Origin of the sequence: Clostridium culturomicium, from assembly GCF_000821305.1 — a bacterium.
Lineage (GTDB): Bacteria > Bacillota > Clostridia > Clostridiales > Clostridiaceae > Clostridium_J > Clostridium_J culturomicium.
Map to the genome: position 1 here is coordinate 22,513 of NZ_CCXK01000017.1, position 16,526 is coordinate 39,038.

Here is a 16,526-nt window from a genome sequence, read left to right on the forward strand (position 1 = left end):
TAAATATAGTAGCTACTATTACTCAATAAATAAAATATAAAGGTTGAGAAAGAAAAGAACACATAGTATGTAATATATTACATACTATGTGTTTAATTTTTACAGGTTAAAAAATAACAGATATTTTTTATTTAAGAAAAAAATCATGAATGGTTTTTGAAATATACTCTATCATATCATCATTGATACCTGGATAAACTCCAATAAAGAAGGAGGAGTTCATTACTATATTAGTATTTTCAAGATTGCCAACTACTCGGTATTTTGTTTCATCATCCCGAATACTATTAAATAGAGGCTGTTTAATGATATTGCCTGCAAAAAGTAGCCTTGTCTGAATGTTCTTTTCCTCTAGATACTCCAAAAGGTCTCTACGATTAAAAGCAGGATTTATAATGGTTAAAAGAAGGCCAAAAGCACTTATTTCAGTATTTTTGGTTTGCTCAGGAAGAAGAAGATAATCTCCAAGGTCCATGAGTTTGTTTTTTAATTTATTATAATTGTAATTTCGTTTTTCAATAAAACCAGGTAATTTTTTTAACTGAGCACATCCAATGGCTGCCTGCATTTCTGTGGCTTTAAGGTTGTAGCCAAAGTGTGAGTATACATATTTATGGTCATAGCCAAAAGGAAGATGGTTATATTCATTTGAAAATCTTCTTCCACAGCTGTTGTCATGGCCAGATGGGCAGTAACAATCCCTGCCCCAGTCTCTGAAGCTTAGAATTACTTTGTGTAAAAATGGGTCATTAGTATAAATTGCACCACCTTCTCCCATGGTTATATGCTGGGAAGGATAAAAGCTTGAAGTACCTATATGTCCAACAGTACCTGTAAACTGCATTTCACCATCTACCAAAGCTTTAGCTCCAAGGGCATCACAGTTGTCCTCAATTAGCCAAAGATTATTTTTCATACAAAAGTTTTTTACAGCTTCTAAATCAAATGGGTTTCCAAGGGTATGGGAAAGGATTACAGCTTTAGTTTTTGAAGAAAGCGCTTTGTCTAAATCTTTAACATTAACATTAGCAGTTTCTAAGTTAACATCAACAAATACTGGAACAGCACCAAACTGCAGGATTGGAGCTATAGTAGTAGGAAAACCTGCAGCTACAGTTATTATTTCATCACCCTTTTTTATTCTTCTCTCACCAAGCTTTTCACAAGTTAATGTCATGAAAGCTAAAAGGTTAGCAGAGGATCCAGAATTGGTTAAAGTGCAGTATCGAACTTTCAAAAAACGGCAGAAGGCTTTTTCAAAGGATTCACAGAACCTTCCAGAGGTGAGCCAGAAATCAAGAGTTGCTTCAGCTAGATTTTCCAGCTCTTCTTCATCAAAAATTCTTCCACCATAGGAAATCTTGTCGCCTTCTTTCCATTTACATTTATTTTTATATATTTTATCATGATATTCTTTAACGTCTTTTAGTACTTTTTCTCTTAGTTGAATTTCTTCATTCATCAAGATTTTTACCCCCTCTTATAAAGAAACTGTACTATATCTAAAGTGAAATCTATTAAAAAAGTTCTTTCTTCCATTAGTACTAAGAGCGCAAAGGCAAGTTTGACTATCTCAATACGGAAAGAAATTTTCTTGAATTCACAACACAATAGTTTAGTGCTCTTTGAATCCTAAACATTTTGAGTAAGTGTTAAGAATTACTTCAAAGAAGTTATAAAAGAGCACCAATTGAATGATTTTGAGGAACTGAAGTATATTTAAAATAAATATTTCAGTTACATAAGATTTATTTCTATCGCCTTAATTGGGAGAGAAATATTTTAGTAAGTTTAATATTTATTTTTTAATTTGTATTACTATTTAAGATATTAAAGTAGAAAGTTAAATTTTTTTACCATAAAGAATTCTATTCATTGAAAGGAGTAATTTTTTCTACAAACCATTTTATTTCTTTATGGCACAGTTCAAGTACGCTGGCATTTTTATAATTTAAATACCAATCCATGGTGAGAGCAAGGGCTTCACCATAGGTTAGATAAGGGTGCCACCCAAGTTTTAAGTTGCTTTTAGTAATGTCTAGTAGAGGTCGCTTTGGAATAGATAGATTTTCAAAATCTTCAATATCAAAGTCTAAGCGTGTAGGTAAAAGTTCATTAATTTTATCTGCAATGTCTTTAAGAGTATAAGAGTATTGCATATCTGGACCAAAGTTAAAGGCTTCGCAGTAGCTGGTTGGATCTTCATAAAGTTTTTCAGCTAAAGTAATATATCCGTGGACAGCGTCTAAAACATGAATGAATGGTACTACGGTTGATGAACCTTTTAAGATTACAGATGACATGGTTTCATGAGCTCGAATTAAATCTGGAATTATTCGCCCAGTAGTCCAGTCACCACCACCAGCTAGATAAGAGGTTCTCGCAGAACCTATGGATTTTAAGTGCTGCTTGTAATCCAAGGGATTAAAAAAGCTTTGTCTGTAAGAGTTTATCAATACTTCGCAGCAGGTCTTTGAAGAGCTAAATGGATCATCTCCACCTAAAGCATCGATTTCACGACATCCCCAGAGATTATCTGTATTATCATAGATGGTATCTGCTGTGATGAAAACACAGGCCATTTTCCTCTTTTTATTTCTCATAGCTTCGAGAATAGATAGGGTGCCCATTAAATTAACTTCGTAGGTTGAAACAGGATTATTTAAACTTTCTAGAGCAGAGGGCTGAGCTGCAAGGTGAAATATAATGTCAATGTCCTCCTTATTAAAGACCTTTTTTACAGTATCATAATCAGTAACATCTACACGCCAATCCACAATGGTTTTGCTGAGATTAGTTAAATTGTAAATACCCTTTGAGGAACCGTAATCTATAGACAGGCCCGTAATTTGGGCTCCCATTTTTTGAAGCCATATTGCAAGCCAGCTGCCTATAAAACCGGTGTGTCCAGTTATAAGCACATTTTTGTTTTTCCAAAAATCATTTCTCATAAGTCGCTCCAATACAATTACTTAGTATAATATTAATATGAAAATCACCAAGAATAATTGACTATTTATCAAGAGTTTAATTGTTAAATATTTAAGTTGAAGTAATAAATTATAGTTAAAAGATATAACACTTCACAAATAGGTAGATAGTTCAATTAGTGTAAATATACACCATTATTATGAAAGCATATATCATAAAATAAACAGGTTTTATAATTGAAATTTGTATATGGAGGAAATAATAATATGCTAACATTATTTAAAGTTTTTTTATTTTTAGATAGAAATCATGTGATTGTAGGAGAAATTATATGAAGAGTTAATATGAAAAATTCATGTAAAATATTTGCTTTATGGTAAAATATAATTAATTAGTAAAATAATTGTTAGAGGTGATTAGAGGTAGAAAATTTATTGTTGGGGGAGATAAGGTGAAGAAAATATTCATGTCTAGAGGAGCAAGTAAAATTGTTAATGTATGTGTTGGGGTTAAACCTAATGAAACGGTATTGATAGTAACAGAGTATTCGAAGATGTCCATTGCAGAAGCTATTGCAGCAGAGGTATATCGAATTGGAGGAGAGCCAATTATAACAGTTATAAAACCAAGAGAGATTGACAGTCAGGAGCCACCCCTATGTATTTCCGAGGCAATGAAATCCTGTGATGTATTTATTTCTGTGGTTGGAAAGTCAATTACAGATACCCATGCTGTAAAGGATGCAATAAAGAATGGTGCTAGAGGGGTTGTATTAACTCAGTTTTCCGAGGAAATGTTAATGAAGGGTGGAATAGAAGCAGACTTCAGAGCCATTGCACCATTGTGTAAGGAGATGGCAAAGAGAATTGCGAATTCTAAGGAAGTTGAATTAACAACAGATAATGGTTCAAGCTTAAGATTTTCTTCCCTTAACAGGAGAGGAAACGCTTTATATTGCATGGTTGAAAAGGGTGAGTTTTCAACTGTCCCTACAATAGAAGCTAATGTATCCCCAGTTGAAGGTACTGCATCAGGAGTTATTGTCGCAGATGGAAGTATTCCATATCTAGGCATTGGAGTATTGGAAGAGCCGGTGACATTTAAAGTAGAAGAAGGGATGATTACTTCTATCAAAGGTGGAAGACAAGCTGACATATTGAAGAAGGATTTAGAAGAAAGAAAGGATCCTAATGTATATAACATTGCTGAAATGGGAGTTGGATTAAATCCTTGCTGTAAATTTGTTGGATTTATGCTGGAGGATGAGGGCGTTTATGGCTCAGTTCATATTGGAATTGGAACTAGTATAACCCTTGGAGGAAATGTAAAAGCAGCATGTCACTATGATCTAATAATGAAGGATGCAACTATAGTGGCTGATGGGGAGTTATTGATGGAAAAGGGAAAGGTTCAATTTAATATTTAGAGGGATAATCATTGGAATAAAGAAGCAGTTCAGCAGAGTTCTGAAGAAAGAGTTCCTAAATATGAAAAGGATGAACTAGATTAGTGGCGAATAATATTAAATTGTAATTCTTATGGTGTAGACTAAATGAGCAAGTTTTTATTATTCAAATGAAGGATTTGGATGCTGAATTGAAAATATTATAATTACTTATGCAGGAGGCAGAGAATGATTCTTATAAAAAATGTGGAAGTTTATAGTCCAAAGTTTCTTGGAGTAAAGGATATTCTATTGTGTGGAGAAACCATTGAAATTATTGACGATAACATAGAAATAAACCATGAAAGAGTTAAAGTTATAGATGGTAGTGGGAAAAAATTACTTCCAGGTTTTATTGACCAACATGTTCATATTACTGGAGGTGGAGGAGAGGGCAGCTTTAAGTCCAGAGTTCCAGAGATAACATTATCAAAGTTTATTGAAGGCGGAGTAACTACAGTTGTGGGGCTTCTAGGTACAGATGGGGTTACAAGAAGTGTAGAAAATCTTGTGGCAAAAGCAAAGGCTTTAAAGGAGGAAGGAATTTCAGTATATACTCATACTGGATCCTATGGAGTACCATCCGTAACACTTACAGGATCTGTGGAAAAGGATATAGTTTTCATTGATGAGATAATAGGGGTAAAGGTAGCGCTAAGTGATCATAGAAGTTCTCAGGTTACTTTTGAAGAGTTGGCAAGACTTGCTTCAGAAGCTCGTGTTGCAGGGATGGTTTCTGGGAAGGCTGGTATTGTTGTGGCTCATATGGGACATGGAAAACAGGGATTAAGCTTAATAAAAAGAGTTGTAGAAGAAACTGATATTCCAGCAAAAGTTATTAGGCCTACCCATGTGTGTAGAAAGGAAGAACTTCTTAAGGAAGCTTTTGAATATGCAAAGATGGGTGGTATCATTGATTTAACCTGCAGTAGCAGCAAGACTGTTAACCCAAGGAGAGTAATAGCAAGGGCAAAGGAAGAAAATGTTCCAATGGAAAACATAACAATCAGCTCAGATGGTTATGGCAGTTGGTCTAAATATGATGAAAGAGGAAACTTATTAAAAATGGGTTATTCCTTAGTGGATGGCCTCTATAAAGAGTTTAAAGATATGGTTCAGGAGAAATATTTATCTATTGAAGAAGCTTTAACTTTTATTACATCTAATGTGGCAAAGGCTTTGGAACTATATCCTAAAAAAGGAGCTGTAGAAGAAGGCAGTGATGCTGATTTATTGTTAGTAAACAGTGATTTGGAACTAGATACGGTAATAGCAAGAGGCAAGGTGCTAATGGAAAATGGAGTTATAAAAAAGTATGGAACCTATGAGTAAAAGGTGATGAAAGGCTGAATCTTTAAATAGATGAAAAGTTGTATCTTTAAATAAATGATAAGTTTAATTTTTAAATTAATGCAAAGTTAAATCTTTAAATATATCATTTGATTTTAAGATTTAGCATAAAGATAAAGAGAAAGATAACTCTAGATTTTGATTCTAGGGTTATCTTTTTAATTGCTGCTGTAATGAAAAATATTCTTTGGGTGAGATTCCATATTCTTTCTTAAAGAGGCGATAGAAGGAGGAATACTCTGAAAAACCATAGCGGTGACAGGCTTCTGTTAAGGAAAGGCCTTGAGTGATTGCTGTTTTGGCAGAGAGCAATCTAATTTGAATAATATATTGGTAAAATGATATTCCTATTTGTTGTTGAAACATATGAGAAATCTTAGATTTACTTATGTGAAAATAATTTGCCACACTGTCCAGGGTGATTTTTTCACTTAGATGAGTATTGATATAGGCAAAAATATTGTCCATCATAGAATCGTTAGTACCTATATGTTCTAGGGCTTCATTATTGTGATAAATTCGCCCCATTTGTACGACTAAATTCAGAGTTTCAGTAGCGATGCAGAGCTTCCAGCCAGGTCTTAATTCACAGCTTTCATGATAGATAGCTTCAAAGTGAGTTCGAAGGTTACGGCTGATATGTTCATGGGTGCGTATTAAATATTTTTGATTAGCATTGCTTTCCTGAAGAGCTAGTCCAGCATCGGGATATTTTTTTAAAACATCCTCCAGGTATGAGGTATCTATCCATAAGGAATAACGTTTATAGGGGTTACTTAGAGATTCAGATATTAAGGGTTGATGTGGAATGTCAGGAGGGATAATTACCACGTCCCCGCCTTGTAACACATAAGAACGACTTCCAATGAGATAATCTACTTTTCCATCTAAAACAAAAATAATTTCATAAAAACTGTGACTGTGTAAGGGCACTGCATCAGCAGTTAAATCAATGCTTAAGTTCATTATAATCTTTTCATTTTGTAAATGGAGCTGTTGAAACATATCCTGTAGAGAGATATCTTTTTCTAACAACTCAATCAATTGTGAAGACAGAACTTCCATATAATAATTAGATTTATTCTTTTGAGCGTAATCTAATTGAGTTAAGTATTTTATTTTATCGTCCAAGTGTTTCCCAACTTTCTTATTATGTTTGACTTTAATATAATATATTTTAATACATTTTTCAATATTCAGAATAGTTTGCGAGAATTGCAATGTTTATTGTTAGATTAGCAATTAATATATTGCAAAAAGTGTACTAAGATATGTAATATATTAAATAATAAAAAGGGGAATGATATTATGAAAAAATTTGGAGCAAAAGATCAATTTGCTTATGCCTTAGGAGATACAGGCGGATCATTTGTAAACCTTTATGTAGACGCTTACTTTATGGTTTTCTGTACATATGTTTTAGGAATCAGCCCATATTTTATGGGAACGTTATTCTTAGTATCTAGACTTTGGGATGCCATTAATGACCCACTAATTGGTTCTTTACCTGACCGTTTTAAAATAGGAAAAAGCGGAGACAGATTTAAGCCTTATATTAAAATCTTTATGGTACCTCTTGCTTTAAGTGGAATATTCTGCTTTACTAATGTATCTGGACTTAGCAGTATGTGGAGACATGTATGGGTATCATTTGCTTATATTATGTATGGAATGTGCTATACAGGGACAAGTATGCCATATGGTAGCTTAGCATCAGTAGTTACTTCTGATCCAGTAGAACGTACAAAATTATCTCGTGCTCGTAGTGTGGGTGGTATGATAGTTGGTATTGCTTTAGCTTTAGTTCCACAATTCATTTGGCAGGTAAATGCTGATGGTACACAAAGTCCAGTTCCTTCTGCATTCCTTATAATTGCAGTTATTTTTGGTATAGGTTCTCTTGCAGCTTATACAGGCTTACTTTCAGGAACTACTGAAAGAGTTAAATATGAACCATCTAAAGAAGGTTATAGCTATAAGCGTGTTCTTAAGGGAGCTATAAAAAATCGTCCATTAATCGGTGCAATGATTGCAACAATAGGTTCTTTAATTGCAATTACAGGAAGCAGTCAATTTGGTTCATATTTCTGGAAGGAATATTATCAAGCACCACAAATGGTAACATACATAACTTTATTATCAATGCCTATAATGTTATTACTATTCCCTGTTATTCCAGGTTTGGTTAAACGTTTTGGAAAGAAAAAGACTATTTTAATTCCATCAATAGTAGGTTTTGGAGTATCATTAATTTTAGTATTTATACCAATTGCCAACCCATGGGTATTCTTTGCTTTAAATATAGTTGCAACTTTTGGTAACTCAATATTCTCAATGCTTGTTTGGGCACTTGTTACAGATTGTTTAGATTATCAGCAAAAAATTACAGGTGAGCGTGCTGACGGAAGTGTGTACTCTTTATTCACTTTTGCAAGAAAGCTTGGAAGTACAATAGCTTCAACGGTAGCCAGCTATGCCTTAGGATGGATTGGATATAATTCTGCATTAACAACTCAAACTGCAGAAGTAGCAGGACGTATTCGTATTTTATATACAGCAATTCCAGTTGTTACAACAGTTCTAATTATAATTGGTCTTGGTCTTGTATATAACTTAAAAGAAACAGAAGAAGATGAAATGGCTAAATCAGCTTAATTTTATAGAAATAAAATTTTAATTATTATAGAATTATTTATATAGTTTTGAGAGGAGTATTTATAATGGAAATGAGAACAAGAATTCTTCCTAAAATGTTAAACAATGAAGTGGAAGAGTATTTAGACCGCAATGATATAATCATAGTTCCAGTTGGGACAGTAGAAACTCATGGAGGTTTTCCATTAGATAGTGAAACTGTTATAAGCGAGGCGTTTGCTCTTCGTATGGCAGAAGCTTGTGATGGATTAATATTAACTGGGCTTCCATACTTTTATGCAGGAGCTACAGCAAGTGCAAGAGGAACTGTTCAATGCAGCATTAGACAAGGAATTGATTATCTAAGTGCTATTGCTCACAGCTTATTAAGACAAGGATTTAAGCGTCAGATATATGTAAGCTTCCACGGACCAGCTCATATGACAATAAGCCCTATGATAAGAGATTTCTTTGATGAAACTGGGGTGCCAATATTATATCTGGATTCTACAATGCAGATGTTCCAAAATGCAAAAGATTTATTTAAGTCTTTAGACAGCTTCCACGATATAACGGTAGGTGCTTATCAAGTAATGGATAGATTAAAGGATGTACCACTAGTAACTGGTCATCAGCACACTGATAAACAAACAGTTGAGAACTTCAATGATGTGTTTGGATTAGCATATCAAAGCGGAAGTGTTGGTTATAACTTTGGGGATCCAAGAGATCACATGTCTACTCCAGATGTACCAACAGAAGAAGTACGTCAAAAAATGGCTGATGATGGTGAAGCTTTAATCAATGCAATTGTTGATAGAATGAATATGCCACATGTGGTAGAACAGCTAAAAAATATAGAAGGTTTTGCTAATGACTTAGCTACAAAACGTCCTTGGACACCAGCAGCTTATAGCAGAAATCCTTACAATCAAAAGTAAGAAAAGATGGATCTCCCGGGGCATAAATTTACAGGTGAAAACTAGATTTGCCGGGTGTGAAATTTTAGAGTTAAGGCACAGAAAATAATTAATATTTTCTGTGTCTTTTTGCATTATAAAGTTTTTACTTGTTTCAGCTAGTAGAAAGTCTGTAATAATGCTGTCTATCCTTGAATTATTCTAAATATGATATGATAGAAGAGAATAATTAAAATTGAATTTAAACCGTTGAAAATAATAAGAATAAATAATAAATTTGAGGATAAATTTAAGGAATTCTTGTAAGGGGTAACAAGAGTAATATGAATTGATAAAGAGAGTATATGAAGGAGTTGGGAAAATGGATAAAATTTTATTTAATGGTGTCATTAAATCCATAGATGACAAGGATAATGTTTATGAAGCTGTTGGTATAAAGGATGGAATAATTGAGTTTCTGGGAACTAATGAGGAAGCTTCCCAAATATCAGCAAAGGAAAAAATAGACCTAAGGGGAAGGTTAGTTTTACCAGGGTTTATGGATACTCATCTTCACATGCTTTATTACTCAATTCTTAAAGATAACGTGGACCTTAGGGATTGTACATCAGTGGAAGCTATAATAGAAAAGGGAAAAAACTTTGCTGAAAGCAACGTACCTTCAAGGGGATGGTTACTAGGAAATGGATGGAATCAGAATAATTTTGAACAAGAAAAACGTCTTTTAACAAAGGCAGATTTAGATAAGATATCCACTGATTATCCAGTGTTTTACTCACGTGTTTGTGAACATACAGCGGCAGTAAACAGTCTTGGTCTTAAAAAAGTTCTAAGTATGCCAGAAGCTAAGGAAATTGAAAGCTACATTGATAAGGAAGCGGGAATTCTTTATGAATCAGCCTGCATGCTACCAAGTAAAATAATGAGTGAAATTTCTATAGAAGCTGCAAAGGAGTATGTGGTTAAGGGGGTTAAGGATTTAAATAAATGTGGAATAACTACTATTCATAGTGCTGATTTCCTTGGACTTCAGGCCAATAGATGGCAAGAGGTATTAAGAATATTTCAGGAGTTGGAAGCTGAAGGCAGACTTAATGTAAGAATCTATGAACAGTGTATGTTCCTGGATAAGGAGAATCTGAAGGACTTCTTTAATAGAGGGTATAAAACAGGGGATGGAAGTCCTATGGTTAAAATAGGACCACTTAAGCTTATTCTTGATGGTTCTTTAGGGGGACGTACTGCTGCCATGAAGGAACCTTATGCTGATGATCCAACTACTAAAGGTTTACTAAACTTTGGTTATGAGGAGCTTTTAGGGATAGTGGACAGAGCTTATGAAAATGGATTCCAGCTGGCAATTCACGGAATTGGTGATAAAGCCATTGAAATGATTATTGATGCTTACGAAGTTATGGATAAAAAGTACTCTGTTAAGGATAGAAGAAATGGAGTTGTACACGCTCAGTTCACTAATAAGGAATTATTGAGAAGAATGAAGGAAGGCAACGTGCTTGCTTTAATTCAGCCAATCTTCATTGATGATGATATGAAAGTTGCGGAACAGCGTGTTGGTAAGGAGAGAATGGAAGCCGTATATGCCTGGAAAACTATGAGAGATATGGGCATACATACTGCAGGAGGTTCTGATGCACCGGTTGCTTCCTTTGAAGTGTTAAAAAACATCCACTGTGCAGTAAACAGCCAAAACTTGAAATCTCAGCCTGTGGGGGGATGGCAGCCTAAGGAAAAGCTTTCTGTGGATGAAGCAGTAAGACTTTTTACAATTGATTCAGCTTATGCTTCTTTTGAAGAGCAGGAAAAGGGTTCTTTAGAAATTGGGAAATATGCTGATATGGTGGTGCTGGATAAAAATATTTATGAAATAAACAATGAGGATATAATAAATACATCAGTTGAAATGACAGTATTAAATGGAAATATTGTATATGAGAAATAATAGGGGTTAACAAAGGAACCACATGGTACTATGTAGTAATGCTATGGAACATGTGGTTCCTTTGTTAATGGAAAATATATTAAAATATAACAAATGAGATTAGGGAGTGAAAGTATGAAAAAGAAAATTATTTGGGGAATAATTATTGTAGTAAGTATTAGCTTCATCATTTGGAGGGATATACCCTATTTAGTAACCACTCGTAATGTAATTTCTAGTAAAGACATTGATTATGTGTATGAACGCATAAGCATATATAATTACAAAGATGTTGACGAGGAGGAATTTTTTCAAATTGAAGGTGAAAAAATATTGAAGACGTCATTAAAAAAATTGATGGTTTAAAATTAAGAAGAATTAAAGGGGATAGAGGCAGGGATTATGTTATAGATTTTTATGGAACCTATCATATGGAGGAACGGGTTACTTACACAGGTATAATGTATAGCATAGTAATTGGTGAAACAAAGGATGGATATACCGTAACTTATCATCCTCATGAAAACTCAAAAAAATAACATATAAAATATTAGATAAGGATTTTGATGTTGATAAATTTATGGAAGAGATAATGGAGAAGAAATTATAATAAGTATACAGTTATCGCTAGTGGTTTAATTGTATTTAATCGTTTCCTTTTGTATACAATGCATATGTGATACAATATATACGTGAAGTTTTAAACTTTATATTGAAGTGTTTACATATAATTGAAGGAAGGGCAGAGCATGAAGAGTTATAAAGTCTTTTTAGCGGAATCAAAATTTTTTATTAGATGGATTATTATATCGGTGATTATTGGTATTTTAGCTGGAAGTGTTGGGGCACTATTTAACCTGTCATTAAAGGTAATTAGTGAGTTTAGGGATTTATATCCTGCAGTAATATTAGGCTTACCCATAGGTGGTCTAGCAATTGTTTACCTTGGAAAGGTTACAAAGGATGCTGGTCAGGGAACAAATTTGGTTATAGAAGCTATTCACAATAACGAGCAGTTGCAGCTTAGGATGACTCCAGTATATTATTTGTATACCATCATAACACATCTTTTCACAGGTGGTTGCGGTAAGGAGGGAACTTCCCTTCAAATTGGCGGCAGTATAGGAAATAAAGTTGGAAATGCCTTTTGTGTTAATGAGAAGAATAAAGCAATTGCTACCATGTGCGGTATGAGTGCGGCCTTTGCTGCTCTTTTAGGAACACCAATTACCGCTGCGATATTTTCTATGGAAATCGCCAGTGTTGGGATAATGTATTATGCTGCATTGCTGCCATGTTCCATATCAGCGTTAATCGGATTTGGAATTTCCAGGGCCATAGGAGCAGAATTTTATAATTTCCCGATAATCCAAATGCCATCTATTGATTATATAGTTATGTTTAATATAATTATTCTAGGCATAATTTGTGCCATAGCTAGTATGCTCTTCTGTGGAACGATGCATAAAGCTAGATTTTTATTTGGAAAGTATTGTAGGAATAAGTATATTGGAATTTTTGCGGGAGGAACTATTGTGGTTCTTCTTACAATACTATTGCAGAATCAAGATTACATGGGCTCTGGGATGCGAGTGATTGAAAAGGCTCTTAATGGACAGGCTACTATGATAGATTTATTATTAAAGGTCCTCTTAACCTCTATTATTCTGGGGGTTGGTTATAAAGGTGGAGAAATTATTCCTGCTTTATTTATTGGTGCAATTCTAGGATGTTGTGTTGGAAGATTTATGGGGATGAATCCATCATTATGGGCTGCGCTAGGTATGATGGGGTTATTCTGTGGAATAACAAACTGTCCCTTGGCATCCTTATTACTTAGTATGGAGTTCTTCGGATATGTGGGAGTGCCATGTTTTCTATTAGTGGTAGGAGTAAGCTATATGTTATCTGGATACTCAAGCCTCTATAAATCACAGAAAATCCTTCACTCAAAGGTTATTGCAAAAAACATAAACCGTCAAGAAGAGGCAAAAGTTAGTTAGTCTTTTAAAAATATCAGTGAAAAGTTAACTATAAGTGAATGTCCAAATCTATGATTTGGCTAACATGAACTTAAGTGAGAGTCTAAATCTTTGATTTAGTCACTCGAACTTACTCTTCGAGCACTCCTTTGAATGAAATGAAAAGGAGTTTCCTTAATAAAAGTTTCTACATAATATTCAATATGTCCAATGTGGAACTGTTGGATGTACATGGTGAAAGTGATATAATTTGGATAGGAAAATAGCTGTTTTAAGGAAACAGGTAAAACATATTAAAGGGTAAGGAATGATAAGAATATGGAAATAGGAATAGCAGGAAAACAAGAGATAGTTGTAACTAAGGAATTAACAGCAGAGGTAATTGGAAGTGGACTTCTTCCAGTGTACGCAACTCCAAGTATGATTGCACTTATGGAGAATACAGCAAGCAAAAGTGTTGAAGAGTTTTTAGAAGAGGGTCAAGGAACCGTTGGAACTTCCTTAAACATTAAACATCTTTCAGCAACAGCTGTGGGAAAAGCTGTAACCTGTGAATCAAAGCTTATAGAGGTGGATAGAAAACGCCTTGTATTTGAAGTAAAGGCATTTGATGAAGCAGGATTAATTGGAGAAGGAATCCATGAGAGATTTATAATAGATAATAAGAAGTTTATGGAAAGAACTTTAAACAAGTAATAATGACAAGCAAGTAGATTTGTACATATTAATCTACTTGCTTTTATTTATCCCATTAAGCAGGGGATTTTTATTTATAATTTTCAACTAAAGTCTTATAGATTAAGGAAATATTGAAACTAATGTAAAATAAGTTTATAATTATCAAAGTTAATCATTTAAGGAGGAGAGCATGAAAAAGTTAATTGTTTTACTAGGGGTAATTGGGGTGTCTTTGTCAGCTATTTTTGTGAGGATTTCAACAGCACCTTCAATAATTTTGGTGCTGTACAGGGTTTGCATAGCTTCATTATTGCTATCTCCCTATGTATTTATTAAAAGTAGGAAAGAGTTATTTGAATTAAGCTTAAGAGATGTTTTACTTTGTATGGTTAGCGGAGTATTCTTAGGCTTACATTTTACTGCATATTTCACTTCACTATCCTTTACTAGCATTGCCTCAGCAGTTGTTTTGGTGGATACAGAAGTATTCTTTGTTGCTTTTGGGTCGATTCTTTTGTTAAAAGAAAGAATATCAAAAGGTGCCTGGGGTGGAATTTTATTGACCTTTGCTGGAAGTGTAATAATTGCAATGGCTGATGCAGGAATTGGAAGTGATGTGATAAAAGGTGATATCCTTGCATTTTCAGGGGCGTTTTTCATGGCGGTTTACACTATGATAGGTGCAGTCTGTAGAAAAAAGATATCTACTACGGTATATACTTTTCTAGTGTATACGTCAAGTGCTGTAACTATGTTAATGATTAGTATAATGAAGGGGATTCCGCTCATGGGATATGACAGTATCAATTGGATTAGTGCCTTAGGGATGGCTGTGTTTTGTACATTAATGGGACATAGTATATTCAGCTGGGGACTTAAATATCTACCGTCATCCTTTATTTCAACCATAAAATTATTAGAGCCTGTATTTGCATCAATTCTAGGTTTAATCTGTTTTGGGGAAGTACCTGGCATTTATGTAGCTCTTGGAGGAATTATTGTTATTGCAGGAATTTGGCAATATAGCCGCCGTGCAAGGCAAAGGGACGTGGCAGAAAGTGTTACTTGCAGTGAGGTGTAGCTATTAAAAAAGTTATAAAGTTTATCAAATTTCATAGAGCAATATAGTTATTGTATTTACATGTTTTATTGTATAAAAAATTAAACCGCATAATACCCATCATAATTGTTGGTGTATTTGCGGTTTCTTTTTAATAGTTCTTTTCTTTTTTTATTTTCATGAGCACCAGTACCTCTAAAAGTTTCCTTGGAAAGTGCATTTCTTTCAGTTTGAGAAATTCCTGTTAAAGAAGAAACGTATCCACCTTGTAGAGTTTTATTATTTTTCTTGTTTTTTTGTGTTGTAGTATAGATTTTGTTTTTAGACATTAAAGTCACTCCTTTATTATAAAGTATTGATAAATTAATATACAAACATGTGGTTTATATATTAGTATTCCTCTTCGAATGAAATGTGAAGAAGCTTTATTACTAATTATACATTAATTAAGCTAAAATGAAAGGAAATTATTTTAGCTAGGTGGCATAAATGTTTTTGTTTCTTAAAATTTTGATTAAATTCAATAAAGATAATAGAAAAATTAGATGAATATCAAACGACTTGTTTAATATTCATCCATAAACTCTTTTACAAGAGTTATAAAGTATTTTGCATAATTAGGGAGATATTCACCCTTCCTATATATAGCTTTAAGTTCAACTTTAATGAGAGGTTCTCCTATGATGAAGCAGGAAACATCAATATCTTTTATAGACTTTCTTACATAGCTTTGAGGTGCAAAACATAAGCCGGTTCCTAGTGACACCATGGAAATAGCTACTTCAGGACTTCTAGTGTTAAGGATGGTTTTAGGAGTTATATTATATTTTTTTAGAAGTTCAGCTGCTATAATTCCAGAGTTTTGATCAGGATAATGAAGAATGAAGTTTTCATCCTTAAATAGACCTAAATCTATAAAAGGTAAATTTTCATTTGGTATTTTATATCCATTTTCATTTAAATAATGATTTTTAGGTGTTACTAGGACAAAAGGCTCTGAACCAAGAGAGATATAGTCTAAAGAGGAGGAGATATCCTTTGTATTATATATTGCAAAGTCAATATCGTTTGAAATAAAGCTCTCCTTAGAGATAGAGTGACTTTCCTCCTTTAAATTAATTTTCACGTTAGGATATTTCTCATAAAACTTATGAAGAATCTTAGGAAGAATACAGGAGCTTCTAGTCAGAGGTATAGCGATGTTAAGCACACCTTTATTGTTGTCTACTAGTTCACAGTATTCTCTTTCCCATTCATCTCCAAGTAGAATTATTTTACTTGCATAATCAAGGTATCTTTTACCGAAATAGGTATGGATATATTCATTCCCAATTCTGCTGAACAGTGCATTTCCAAGTCTTGACTCCATGTTTTGTAAATATCGGCTTAAAGATGGCTGAGAGATATAAAGTTCCTCCGCTGCTTTTGTTATGCTTTTATTTTTATATATGCTTAAGATGTATCTTGCTTCTTTTAATTCCATAAACATTCTCCTTAAGTGAGTGTCCAAATCTATGATTTGGTCACACGAACTTACTCCTTCGAACGTATGTGAGAAGGAGTTTCCTTTTAAAATAGTAATCTATGA

The 16,526-nt window shown here is 33.7% G+C and carries 14 protein-coding genes; 9 read left to right on the plus strand and 5 right to left on the minus strand.

Annotated elements, in window-relative coordinates:
* Positions 1-127: 127 nt before the first annotated feature.
* Entirely contained in the window at positions 128-1,462 is a 1,335-nt protein-coding gene (rfbH, locus tag BN1075_RS12715; RefSeq protein ID WP_040193601.1) for a lipopolysaccharide biosynthesis protein RfbH, read from the minus strand.
* 406 nt (positions 1,463-1,868) lie between these two features.
* Positions 1,869-2,951, minus strand: a complete 1,083-nt coding sequence (gene rfbG, locus BN1075_RS12720) for a CDP-glucose 4,6-dehydratase (protein WP_040193602.1) — start codon at positions 2,949-2,951, stop codon at positions 1,869-1,871.
* Positions 2,952-3,382: 431 nt separating this feature from the next.
* Between rfbG and BN1075_RS12725 the strand changes: the two genes are divergently transcribed.
* Positions 3,383-4,357: an aminopeptidase gene (locus tag BN1075_RS12725; RefSeq protein ID WP_040193603.1), complete on the plus strand. Its 975-nt coding sequence runs from the start codon at positions 3,383-3,385 to the stop codon at positions 4,355-4,357.
* Between the two features lie 207 nt (positions 4,358-4,564).
* A complete protein-coding gene (gene iadA / locus BN1075_RS12730) occupies positions 4,565-5,707 on the plus strand; it encodes a beta-aspartyl-peptidase (RefSeq protein WP_040193604.1) in 1,143 nt (380 codons plus the stop codon).
* Positions 5,708-5,875: 168 nt separating this feature from the next.
* Here iadA and BN1075_RS12735 read toward each other — a convergent pair whose 3' ends face one another.
* Complete coding sequence (locus BN1075_RS12735) at positions 5,876-6,856, minus strand: AraC family transcriptional regulator (RefSeq protein ID WP_040193605.1); 981 nt, start codon at positions 6,854-6,856, stop codon at positions 5,876-5,878.
* A gap of 177 nt (positions 6,857-7,033) precedes the next feature.
* On the opposite strand from BN1075_RS12735, the gene BN1075_RS12740 reads away from it, so the two are divergent.
* The 7 genes from BN1075_RS12740 (at position 7,034) to BN1075_RS12770 (ending at position 14,959) form a co-directional block, all read left to right on the plus strand.
* Complete coding sequence (locus tag BN1075_RS12740; RefSeq protein WP_040193606.1) at positions 7,034-8,380, plus strand: MFS transporter; 1,347 nt, start codon at positions 7,034-7,036, stop codon at positions 8,378-8,380.
* Between the two features lie 65 nt (positions 8,381-8,445).
* On the plus strand, positions 8,446-9,300 hold the full coding sequence (locus BN1075_RS12745) for a creatininase family protein (protein ID WP_404988864.1): 855 nt from the start codon (positions 8,446-8,448) through the stop codon (positions 9,298-9,300).
* Between the two features lie 340 nt (positions 9,301-9,640).
* On the plus strand, positions 9,641-11,239 hold the full coding sequence (locus BN1075_RS12750) for an amidohydrolase (protein ID WP_040193607.1): 1,599 nt from the start codon (positions 9,641-9,643) through the stop codon (positions 11,237-11,239).
* 114 nt (positions 11,240-11,353) lie between these two features.
* On the plus strand, positions 11,354-11,584 hold the full coding sequence (locus BN1075_RS12755) for a hypothetical protein (RefSeq protein WP_040193608.1): 231 nt from the start codon (positions 11,354-11,356) through the stop codon (positions 11,582-11,584).
* Positions 11,585-11,967: 383 nt separating this feature from the next.
* A complete protein-coding gene (locus BN1075_RS12760) occupies positions 11,968-13,221 on the plus strand; it encodes a chloride channel protein (protein ID WP_040193609.1) in 1,254 nt (417 codons plus the stop codon).
* Positions 13,222-13,518: 297 nt separating this feature from the next.
* The gene (locus BN1075_RS12765; protein ID WP_040193610.1) at positions 13,519-13,896 is read left to right on the plus strand and encodes a thioesterase family protein; all 378 of its coding nucleotides are present in this window, start codon (positions 13,519-13,521) and stop codon (positions 13,894-13,896) included.
* A 172-nt stretch (positions 13,897-14,068) separates the two neighbouring features.
* Positions 14,069-14,959, plus strand: a complete 891-nt coding sequence (locus tag BN1075_RS12770) for a DMT family transporter (protein ID WP_040193611.1) — start codon at positions 14,069-14,071, stop codon at positions 14,957-14,959.
* 80 nt (positions 14,960-15,039) lie between these two features.
* On the opposite strand, the gene BN1075_RS12775 is transcribed toward BN1075_RS12770, so the two are convergent.
* Together BN1075_RS12775 and BN1075_RS12780 are read right to left on the minus strand one after the other, a co-directional pair.
* Positions 15,040-15,267 carry a hypothetical protein gene (locus tag BN1075_RS12775; protein WP_040193613.1) on the minus strand — a complete coding sequence of 76 codons (228 nt, stop codon included), beginning with the start codon at positions 15,265-15,267 and terminating at the stop codon, positions 15,040-15,042.
* A 236-nt stretch (positions 15,268-15,503) separates the two neighbouring features.
* On the minus strand, positions 15,504-16,421 hold the full coding sequence (locus tag BN1075_RS12780) for a LysR family transcriptional regulator (RefSeq protein WP_040193616.1): 918 nt from the start codon (positions 16,419-16,421) through the stop codon (positions 15,504-15,506).
* Positions 16,422-16,526: the final 105 nt, after the last annotated feature.

What these genes read in the sequence shown, in the direction of transcription:
- rfbH (WP_040193601.1), bottom strand. Translation starts at nt 1,462, where the DNA reads ATGAATGAAGAAATTCAACTAAGAGAAAAAGTACTAAAAGACGTTAAA.
- rfbG (WP_040193602.1), bottom strand. Translation starts at nt 2,951, where the DNA reads ATGAGAAATGATTTTTGGAAAAACAAAAATGTGCTTATAACTGGACAC.
- iadA (WP_040193604.1), top strand. Translation starts at nt 4,565, where the DNA reads ATGATTCTTATAAAAAATGTGGAAGTTTATAGTCCAAAGTTTCTTGGA.
- BN1075_RS12740 (WP_040193606.1), top strand. Translation starts at nt 7,034, where the DNA reads ATGAAAAAATTTGGAGCAAAAGATCAATTTGCTTATGCCTTAGGAGAT.
- BN1075_RS12745 (WP_404988864.1), top strand. Translation starts at nt 8,446, where the DNA reads ATGGAAATGAGAACAAGAATTCTTCCTAAAATGTTAAACAATGAAGTG.
- BN1075_RS12750 (WP_040193607.1), top strand. Translation starts at nt 9,641, where the DNA reads ATGGATAAAATTTTATTTAATGGTGTCATTAAATCCATAGATGACAAG.
- BN1075_RS12755 (WP_040193608.1), top strand. Translation starts at nt 11,354, where the DNA reads ATGAAAAAGAAAATTATTTGGGGAATAATTATTGTAGTAAGTATTAGC.
- BN1075_RS12760 (WP_040193609.1), top strand. Translation starts at nt 11,968, where the DNA reads ATGAAGAGTTATAAAGTCTTTTTAGCGGAATCAAAATTTTTTATTAGA.
- BN1075_RS12765 (WP_040193610.1), top strand. Translation starts at nt 13,519, where the DNA reads ATGGAAATAGGAATAGCAGGAAAACAAGAGATAGTTGTAACTAAGGAA.
- BN1075_RS12770 (WP_040193611.1), top strand. Translation starts at nt 14,069, where the DNA reads ATGAAAAAGTTAATTGTTTTACTAGGGGTAATTGGGGTGTCTTTGTCA.
- BN1075_RS12775 (WP_040193613.1), bottom strand. Translation starts at nt 15,267, where the DNA reads ATGTCTAAAAACAAAATCTATACTACAACACAAAAAAACAAGAAAAAT.
- BN1075_RS12780 (WP_040193616.1), bottom strand. Translation starts at nt 16,421, where the DNA reads ATGGAATTAAAAGAAGCAAGATACATCTTAAGCATATATAAAAATAAA.